A 9,163-nucleotide genomic window follows, 5' to 3' on the forward strand; every position below is an offset into this window, starting at 1 on the left:
GCACGTTGTGCACGGCCTCAGCGCGGCTCGGCCACGATCAACCAGTTGTTGAACGGCGTGTTGCCATACAACGGCGCAAACGTCGCACGCAGACCGGCGGCATCCAGCTGCGCCTGCAGGCTGTCGCGGGTGGGATAGCTGCGCGGCATGCGCTGCATCCAGCCGCTCAGATGCGCCAGCACGTCGGTCACGCGGCTGGTGCGGCCACGGCTGCTGGCATCGCCCAATGCGCTGCGGATCACCAGCTTCGCGCCCGGCGTGAGCATCTGCGCCACGCTGCGCAGCAGGCTGGCCTGCATGTCGGCCTGCAGATACTGCAGCACGTCCAGAATGGTCACGCTGCCGCGGTGTTGCGGCCAGGCCACGCTCAGATCGACCACGGCGAACTGCGTATTGCCCAATGCCGAGCGCTGCGCGATGTGCTGCGCGCGGCGGATCTTGGACGCGTCCACATCCACCCCGTGATACGCCAATGCCTGGCCATCGGCACGCAATGCGTGCGCGAGCAGGCCCAGCCCGCAGCCTAGATCCAGCACGGGCGCGGTGGTGCTGCGCAACTCGGCCAGCACGCCCGGATACAGCGGGTCGGTGCGCAGCTTGGCCTGGGTGTAGTAATAGTCGTAGCGATTGCCCAGCGGATGCGGCGGCAGGAAGGCGCGCGCGATCGCCAGCGCCTGCGCGCGGCTCATGGGTTGGGTGGCGGTGCTGTGCAATGTCGTTCCTTGGCAATGAGGCTTGGTGCGCGGCTGGCTTGGGGCCTGCTAACGCGATTGGGGCTGCCCACGCGTGGCGTGGTCCATCCCGATCGCGTTGGCAGCCGCTATCGCATCGCGCGCCGCTGGCAGTGCCAGTGCGGTCCAGCGCGCATACATGGCGCCGGAGGGATGCAGGCCATCGTCGACCAGCATGTCGGCAGCGTCGCCGCCATCGCGGCTGGTGGCGGTGATGTCGACAAAGCGCACCGAGCGCGCGGCGCAGCGTTCGGCGGCCACGCTGTTGAAGGCATCGATCTGTGCGCCGATCAGTGCCGCATCGCCGCCTTGCGTATGCGCAAACGGAGTCAGCCCCCAATCCGGAATCGACAGCACGAACACACGTGCCGCAAGCCCGCCGGCGAACCCGATCGCACGCTGCAACAACGCATCGAACTGGCTGCGGTATTCGTCCAGCGAGTGTCCGCGGTATTGATTGTTGACGCCGATCAGCAGGCTCACCAGCTCGAACGGCCCCTGCGGCGCAGCGGCATCGAGACCGGCCTGCAGCTCGTCGGTGGTCCAGCCGGTGGTGGCGATGATCTGCGGCGGCGCCACATTCCAGCCGTAGGCACGCAAACCGTCGACCAGTTGCACCGGCCAGCGCTGCTCGGGGGCGACGCCTTCGCCGATGGTGTAGGAATCGCCGAGCGCCAGATAGCGCAGCGGCGTGCCGGCCGCCGCCATCACGCCACGCTGCGCGACTTGAGCGGCACGACCTTGGTGACCGCCTCGGCGCGGCGTGCCAGCGCACGGTCGATGCGTGCGAACACATCGCGCATCACCGGCGCTTCCGGCATCAGCGTCACGCGGAAGTGGTGACGGTAGGGCACGTTGAAACTGGAACCCGGCACCACCAGCACGCCTTCCTCGTTCATCAGGTCGAGCGCGAATTCATGGTCGTCGAAGTTGCGCGCGGCCGGGCCGACCACCGCCGGGAACGCGTACAGCGCACCGGCCGGCGCCACCAGCGACAGGTGCTCGCTGGCCGCGCAGGCCTCGATCACCGCACGGCGGGTTTCGTACAGACGGCCGCCCGGCGCGCACAGCGCCGAGATGGTGTCCGGCCCGTTGACTGCCGCGTCGATGGCATACTGGCCCGGCACGTTGGCGCACAGGCGCAGCGCGCCGAGCAGATCCATCGCATTGCGCAGGTCGTTGATGCGCGACTGCTCGCCCGACAGCAGCGCCCAGCCCACGCGCCAGCCGCAGGCGCGGTGCACCTTGCTCAGGCCGCCGAAGGTGATGCACGGATGCGCACCGGCCAGCGGCGCCACCGGCACGAAGGCGGCGTCGTCGTAGAGCACCTGGTCGTAGATCTCATCGACCATCAGCAGCAGGTTGTGCTTGCTGGCGATGGCCACGATGCGCTCCAGCAGTTCGCGCGAATAGCTGGCGCCGCTGGGATTGTTCGGATTGATCAGCACGATGGCGCGGGTGCGCGAGGACACCAGCGTCTCGATTTCCACCGGGTCCGGCTGGAAGCCGTTTTCCGGGGCGCAGCGGTAATACACCGGCCGGCCATCGTTGAGGATGGTGGCGGCCGACCACAGCGGATAGTCGGGCGAGGGCACCAGCACTTCGTCACCGGGATTGAGCAGCGCACGCAGCGACAGGTCGATCAGCTCGCTGACGCCGTTGCCGACGAAGATGCGGTCCGGATGCGCATCCGGGTGCTGGCGCCGCGCATACGCGGTGGCGATCGCCTCGCGCGCTTCCGGCAGGCCTTGCTGATGGGTGTACGGATCGGTGCGGCCCATGTCGTCGGCGATCGCGCGCTGCAGATGCTCCGGCGCACGGAACCCGAACGCGCCTGGATTACCGATATTGAGCTTGATCAGCTTGCGGCCCTGCGCCTCCAGCTCCCGCGCTCGTCGCGCCAGCTCGCCCCGGATTTCGTAGCGGACTTCGGACAGACGCTCGCGGATGGCGAGCGGCTTTTGCGGGGCAGTGGACATGCGACGGGCCGGTTGTAGGCGTGAGGCTTGGCATGGTAGCGGAAATATGACAGGCGGACATGCTTGCATCGGCAACGATGTCAAGCCGCTGCAGGCGTCAGCGGCTGGTCGGAGAGGCAAGGTCCTGGTCACCGTGGGCACACAATCAAGTGGTGGCGTCTCAGCCTCGGAGACGCTTGATTGAGAAGATTGATTGAAGTCGAGGGGTTGGCTGATTGACAACTTCTTAACATCTTCAGATTCTATTCCATCACTTGAGTCCGGCTTGGGCTCTACAGCAAGGAATGCGTATGTCAGGGGGAAGTGCGTCGCTCTCGTTAGTCGAGGGCGGCTCGTCGGTGCAAGACCGACCGGATCTGGGGCTGCAGGGGTTGGTCCTGCTGGCGCAATTTCATGGCGTTGCCGCAGACGCGGTGCAACTGGCGCATGCGTTCGGACGAGGCGGCGAGCCGTTCGACGAAACCACGCTGCTGCTGGCTGCCAAGCAATTGGGGCTGAAAGCCAAGGTCGTCGCCCAACCGGCAGCGCGGATCGGCATGGCGGCGTTACCGGCCCTGGCCCTGGTGCCGGATGGCGACGCGTTTATCGTCGCAAAGGTCGGGGCGGACCAGATCCTGATCCACGATCTGGTCGAAAAGCGGCCACGCTCCATCTCTCCCGCCGAGTTCGAAGCACGTTACCAGGGGCGGTTGCTACAGGTGGCCTCGCGAGCTTCGGTGCTGGGCGACCTGGCCAAGTTCGACTTCAGCTGGTTCATTCCTGCGGTGGTGAAGTACCGCAAGTTGATGCTCGAGGTCTTTATCGTATCGTTCTTCATCCAGCTGTTCGCGCTGATCACGCCACTGTTCTATCAAGTGGTGATGGACAAGGTGCTGGTGCACAACGGCCTGACCACGCTGGACGTGATCGCGATCGGGCTGGTCTCGATGGCGGTGTTCGACGTGCTGCTGTCCGGATTACGCACCTACGTCTTCGCCCACACCACCAGCAAGATCGACGTGGAGCTGGGTGCCCGGCTGTTCCGGCATGTGCTGTCGCTGCCGCTGGCGTATTTCGAATCGCGGCGGGTCGGCGACACCATCGCGCGCGTCCGCGAGCTGGAGAACATCCGCAACTTCCTCACCGGACAGGCGCTGACCTCGGTGCTGGACCTGTTCTTTACGGTGGTCTTTCTGTCGGTGATGTTCTGGTACAGCGGCTGGCTGACCTTGATCGTGGTGCTGTCGCTGCCGCTGTACGCCACCATCTCTGGCCTGATCACCCCGGTGCTGCGCCAGCGTTTGAACGACAAGTTCGCGCGCGGCGCAGACAACCAATCCTTCCTGGTGGAGACGGTCAGCGGTATCGGCACGGTCAAGGCGATGGCGGTAGACCCGCGCGTGACCCGCACCTGGGACAACCAACTGGCCGGCTATGTCAGCGCCGGTTTCAACGTCACCCGTATCGCCACGCTGGGCCAGCAGGGCGTGCAGTTGGTGCAGAAGCTCACCGCCGTGGCGGTGCTGTTCTGGGGCGCAAAGCTGGTGATGGAAGGCAAGCTGTCGATTGGCCAGTTGATCGCCTTCAACATGTTGTCCGGCCAGGTCACCGCGCCGATCATTCGCTTGGCTCAGTTGTGGCAGGACTTCCAGCAGGTCGGCATTTCGGTCGAGCGGCTGGGCGACATACTCAATACCCGCACCGAGGTGCCGGGCAGCCGCCTGGCACTGCCGCCGATCCGTGGGCAGGTGACGTTCGAGCGGGTCACGTTCCGCTACCGGCCGGATGCGCCCGAGGTGCTCAACGGGATCGAGCTGGACATTCGCCCAGGCGAAATCATCGGCATCGTCGGCCGTTCCGGCTCCGGCAAGAGCACGCTGACCAAGCTGGTGCAGCGGCTCTACACGCCCGAGCGCGGGCGTGTGTTGATCGATGGCCAGGACCTGGCGCTGGCCGATCCGGCCTGGTTGCGTCGTCAGCTGGGCGTGGTGCTGCAGGAAAACTTCCTGTTCAACCGCAGCGTGCGCGAGAACATCGCGTTGACCGATCCTGGCATGCCGCTGGAGCGGGTGATCCATGCGGCCAAGCTGGCCGGTGCCCACGACTTCATTCTGGAACTGCCGGAAGGCTACGACACCAAGGTTGGCGAGCACGGCACCGGCCTGTCCGGTGGGCAGCGGCAGCGCATTGCGATCGCGCGCGCACTGATCGGCGATCCGCGCATTCTGATTCTCGACGAAGCCACCAGCGCCCTGGATTACGAATCGGAACACGCGGTGATGAGCAATATGCGCGCGATCTGCAGGGGCCGCACCGTGCTGATCATCGCCCATCGCCTGTCCACCGTGCGGCAGGCCAACCGCATCGTCGTGGTGGAGAAGGGACGCATCGTCGAGAGCGGCTCGCATGCCGAGCTGGTCGACCGGCCGGAAGGCCAGTACGCGCATCTATACAGACTGCAACAGGGGACACCATGAAGCACCTGCTCCAGGGATGGCGCGATTTCTTTCTCCGCTATTTCAAGATTTTCAAATCGGCCTGGGCGGTGCGCCGCCAGCTCGACCCGCCCGCGCGCAGCGCCGACGAGCGCGCGTTCCTGCCCGCCCATCTTGAGCTGACCGAAACGCCTGTCTCGCCCACCGCGCACTGGACGATGCGCATCATCATCGGTTTCTTCTGTGTCGCGCTGCTGTGGGCGTGCCTGGGCAAGCTCGATATCGTCGCCGTGGCACCAGGTAAGACCGTGGTCGACTCACGGACCAAGGTGGTGCAGACCGCAGAAACCGCGGTGGTACGCAGGATCCTGGTACGCGACGGACAAGCGGTGAAGAAAGGCCAGCTGCTGGTCGAACTCGATGCCACCGCCACCGGCGCCGAGTTCGCCCAGGCCGGCGACGCACTGGTCAACGCACGTCTCGCTGCGCTTCGCCAGGCAGCGCTGGCGACCGCCATTGCGACCGGGCAGCCGCCGCAGCTAGATCCGGCTCCGGATCTACCCGCCGGGCGCGTAGCCAACGAGCAGCAATTGGTCAGCAGTCAATTCGACGCATTCCAGGCGCGCCGACACAACCTGCAAGCCAGCATCGCCCAACGCCAGGCCGAGTTGCAGACCACCCAGGACGCGATCGAACCGCTGGCCGAATCCGCACGCATCTCCAAAGTGCGCGCAGAGGACTACGCCCGCCTGGTCGAAGGCAAGTACGTCGGCCGCCATGACTACCTGTTGCGCGAACAGGAACGCATCGCCGCAGAAAGCCAGCTCGCCACCCAGCGTAATCGCCTGCAGGAGATCCGCTCGGCAATTAGCGCGGCGCAGGAAGAGTTGCGCGTACTTGTCACCGACACACGCCAGCAGGCACTGGATGCCTTGCGCGAGGCAAGCGAGCAGGCCGGCCAGCTGACCCAGGATGTCGCCAAGACCGGCCAGCGCGACAAGCTGATGGCCCTGCATGCGCCCGTCGACGGCACGATCCAGCAGCTGGCCGTCCACACCGTAGGCGGTGTAGTCACGCCCGCACAGCCGTTACTGGTCGTAGTGCCGGCCGAAGAAGCACTGGAGGTAGAAGTCACCGTCCTCAACAAGGACATCGGCTTCATGCGCCCGGGCCAGCCGGTCACCGTCAAGGTCGACAGCTTCCCCTATACCCGCTACGGCTATCTGACCGGCACGGTCGCCAGCGTCTCCCACGATGCCGCACAGGACGAAAAGCTGGGCCTGGTGTTCCCCGCGCGCATCAAATTGAACGGCAGCACGCTGGCGATCGATGGGGTCGAGGTGCGGATGAGTGCCGGGATGAGCTTGAGTGCGGAAGTGAAGACAGGGAAGCGGCGGGTGATTGATTACCTATTGAGTCCTCTCCGAACGCATGCGGATGAGTCTCTGAGAGAACGTTGATTGTCGGTTTGCAGGAAGCTTTGGTCACGCGCATCCGAGGTTCTGTTTGGATAATTGTCGCGAAGATAGGTTGATGTTTTTTTGATTCTAAAGGTTCGTCAACCTGCTGGTTGCTGTGTTTGAAAGTTAATAATTTTTTATTAATTTAATTTCCAAAAAGGAGTGTTAAAATGAGTGGAAAAGGAAAGTCTAGTGTTGGTGGTGATTTCGGATTTTCGAGTGATGGTAGCAACGTTACAGTTAGCTACTCGACTCCTGGCGGCCCGGGTGCATCAGTTACCATTGGGGCTGATGGTGCTTCGGGCACGGTGAATTACGGGCGTGGGTCAGTCGGTATAAGTTCCGATAGCGTAATCCCTGATGGGAATGGTGGTTTCAATGCTTCTGGGCATACTGTCTCTATCGGATTTGATACTCCTGCCGGTGTTGGTGTCGGGCTAGATATAACTCCGAATGGTTTTGTTGGGCACCCAACAGATCCGTATGCTGGTCAGGTTCCGTCAGCAAAAGTGGATTTGACAATTGATGGGAAGTTTATTGGGAGTTACGATATTCCGCTTGCCGAAAACTTCACAATGGATGATATTTTTGATCCGGAACTAGGTGGCATTGGGTCAAATGGGTTGCTGGGTGATGTGTATGGGAAGTTGCGCCATCGCGATAGAGAGATAAACGAATATCTTCAAGATGCGACCGGGGATAATTATCAGAGCGCTAAAGGTTGGCGTCGTGCGGTAGATCCGCTAGTGCTAGATCTAGATGGCGATGGGATTGAAACAGTTGGTGCAAGTGGTAGCATACTTTTCGATCATGAAGGGAATGCGGTCAAGCAAGGGACTGGTTGGATTAGTGCCGATGATGGAATATTGGTTTTGGACCGAAATCGAAATGGTTTGATTGATGGTGGGGCGGAGCTTTTCGGCGATTACACGGACGGTGCGGCATTAATGGCAGGCGAGAAGTCGGAACTTTCGGCCGGACTTCGTGCGCTATCCTCTCTGGATACCAATAAGGACGGGTTTTTTGATTCCCGTGATGAAAATTTTTCCTCTGTTCAGGTATGGAGAGATCTCAATCAAGACGGAATTTCCAACGCGGGAGAGCTTTTTTCGCTGAACGAGCTTGGTGTAGAGAGTATTGCTTTGGCTCCTACGTCGACAGAGAACGTTGCCTTGGGGAATGGGAATACAGTAGACAGCTACGGATACTTTACCCGTAAAGATGGGACTCGAGGTATAACGGGTGACTTGCTGCTCGCTTCGAATGCATTTCATCGTGATTTTACCGATGAGGTACCTTTGACGGCATTGGCGCAGGAAGTTGTTAATGTCGCTGGCTCCGGGATGGTAAGGGATCTCCAAGAATCGGTCAGCATTAATGGCAATATATATCGTTTATTGGATGGCGTAACTGCTGGTGCTACGCGATCAAATGCTTTAGTCGCAATGGATGCGGTGCTACTAGAGTGGGCTAATACTTCTTCGATGCGGTCCAGTGTGGATTATTTCAATGGACAATCCGGCAGGAAAAGTCTCGAGGTGAAAGGAACCGCCGTCGATGGTCATGTTTTTGATATTGGCCAGATACTTTCTGTTATGGAAAAGTTCAATGGTGAAATTTTCTTTTCAGGAGGCGACGACGATGCTCCTCTTAGACTCGGGAATTCGACCTGGTCTCCCGTTAGCTCGGGGGTGAGGCTGGGTTTTGAAGTGGTTCTGGGGAAAGAGCAGACTGAATTGTTGATGAAAGGATATGAGGCTTTGCGGCTTCAGCTTTACAATGGCGTTGTCTTAGATACTCGTTTAAGAGATTACGCGGACGAATTGAGGCTCGGCATTAATGAGTATGGGGAAGTTGTCTTAAAGGTGGATCGGGTTGCTGAAAAACTAAAAGAGACTCTTCGTACAGATGGTAACCTGGCTGCCATTGAAGATCTTTACGATCTGAAAGAGGGGGCTAGTGGGCTTCCATTAGATTGGAGCTGGGTGGATGTGCTGGTCGAGTTAGGCGATTTGACTCTCGATCGCCAAGATTTTGAGAGGCAAGCGAAAAGCTTAATGGGTGTCATTTTCGGTAGCGCGGTTGAAGGTGGTAGCGCCGACGATGTAATTATAGGAACAAGTGGCGACGATTCCCTTTATGGAAATGTCGGTAATGACACCCTTATAGGCGGCCTTGGCGACGATTTCTTGGATGGTGGGAGCGGAACCAATCAACTTGAAGGTGGTGCAGGCGATGACGTGTTGTCGGTGAACTCGCAGTCACGCGACAGCGTGTTCATCGGTGGCACGGGTAACGACACGCTCAACGGCAGCTGGTACTCGGACACCTACCTCTTCAACAAGGGTGATGGCCACGACACGGTGGTAGAGACCTCAACCTACAGCGGTGCAGTGGACAGGATCGTGTTCGGCGAGGGTATCGCTGCCAGCGATGTACGCGTGCTGCGCCAAGGTTCGGATGTCGTGTTGGATCTGGGCAACGGGACCGACTCGGTGCGGTTGAAGGATTGGCTCAGCGGCGGCAATGAAAACGATGCGAGCAGCATCGAGCAGCTGGTATTTGCTGACGGCACGATC

General features: G+C 60.9%; 6 protein-coding genes. 3 read left to right on the forward strand and 3 right to left on the reverse strand.

All coding sequences use genetic code 11. From position 1 onward, the window contains the following. Positions 1-17 precede the first annotated feature (17 nt). From DYQ94_RS15725 to DYQ94_RS15735, 3 genes are all read right to left on the reverse strand, one after another. Positions 18-689, reverse strand: a complete 672-nt coding sequence (locus DYQ94_RS15725; RefSeq protein ID WP_003483442.1) for a methyltransferase — start codon at positions 687-689, stop codon at positions 18-20. Positions 690-761: 72 nt separating this feature from the next. Continuing rightward, entirely contained in the window at positions 762-1,439 is a 678-nt protein-coding gene (locus DYQ94_RS15730; RefSeq protein ID WP_126966670.1) for an SGNH/GDSL hydrolase family protein, read from the reverse strand. Continuing rightward, positions 1,439-2,710, reverse strand: coding sequence for a pyridoxal phosphate-dependent aminotransferase (locus tag DYQ94_RS15735; protein WP_024938954.1), 1,272 nt, complete (start codon positions 2,708-2,710; stop codon positions 1,439-1,441). Before DYQ94_RS15735 ends, DYQ94_RS15730 begins: the two co-directional genes overlap by 1 nt. Before the next feature lie 290 nt (positions 2,711-3,000). Between DYQ94_RS15735 and DYQ94_RS15740 the strand changes: the two genes are divergently transcribed. The 3 genes from DYQ94_RS15740 to DYQ94_RS15750 form a co-directional block, all read left to right on the forward strand. After that, positions 3,001-5,166 carry a type I secretion system permease/ATPase gene (locus tag DYQ94_RS15740; RefSeq protein WP_126966671.1) on the forward strand — a complete coding sequence of 722 codons (2,166 nt, stop codon included), beginning with the start codon at positions 3,001-3,003 and terminating at the stop codon, positions 5,164-5,166. Then, on the forward strand, positions 5,163-6,584 hold the full coding sequence (locus DYQ94_RS15745) for an HlyD family type I secretion periplasmic adaptor subunit (RefSeq protein ID WP_126966672.1): 1,422 nt from the start codon (positions 5,163-5,165) through the stop codon (positions 6,582-6,584). The genes DYQ94_RS15740 and DYQ94_RS15745 overlap by 4 nt, the downstream gene beginning before the upstream one ends. Positions 6,585-6,754: 170 nt before the next feature. Then, on the forward strand, positions 6,755-9,163 hold a 2,409-nt coding region (locus tag DYQ94_RS15750; protein WP_505414909.1), incomplete at its 3' end, for a calcium-binding protein.

The sequence above is a fragment of the Xanthomonas sp. LMG 8993 genome, assembly GCF_009835065.2.
Classification (GTDB): Bacteria; Pseudomonadota; Gammaproteobacteria; order Xanthomonadales; family Xanthomonadaceae; genus Xanthomonas; species Xanthomonas arboricola.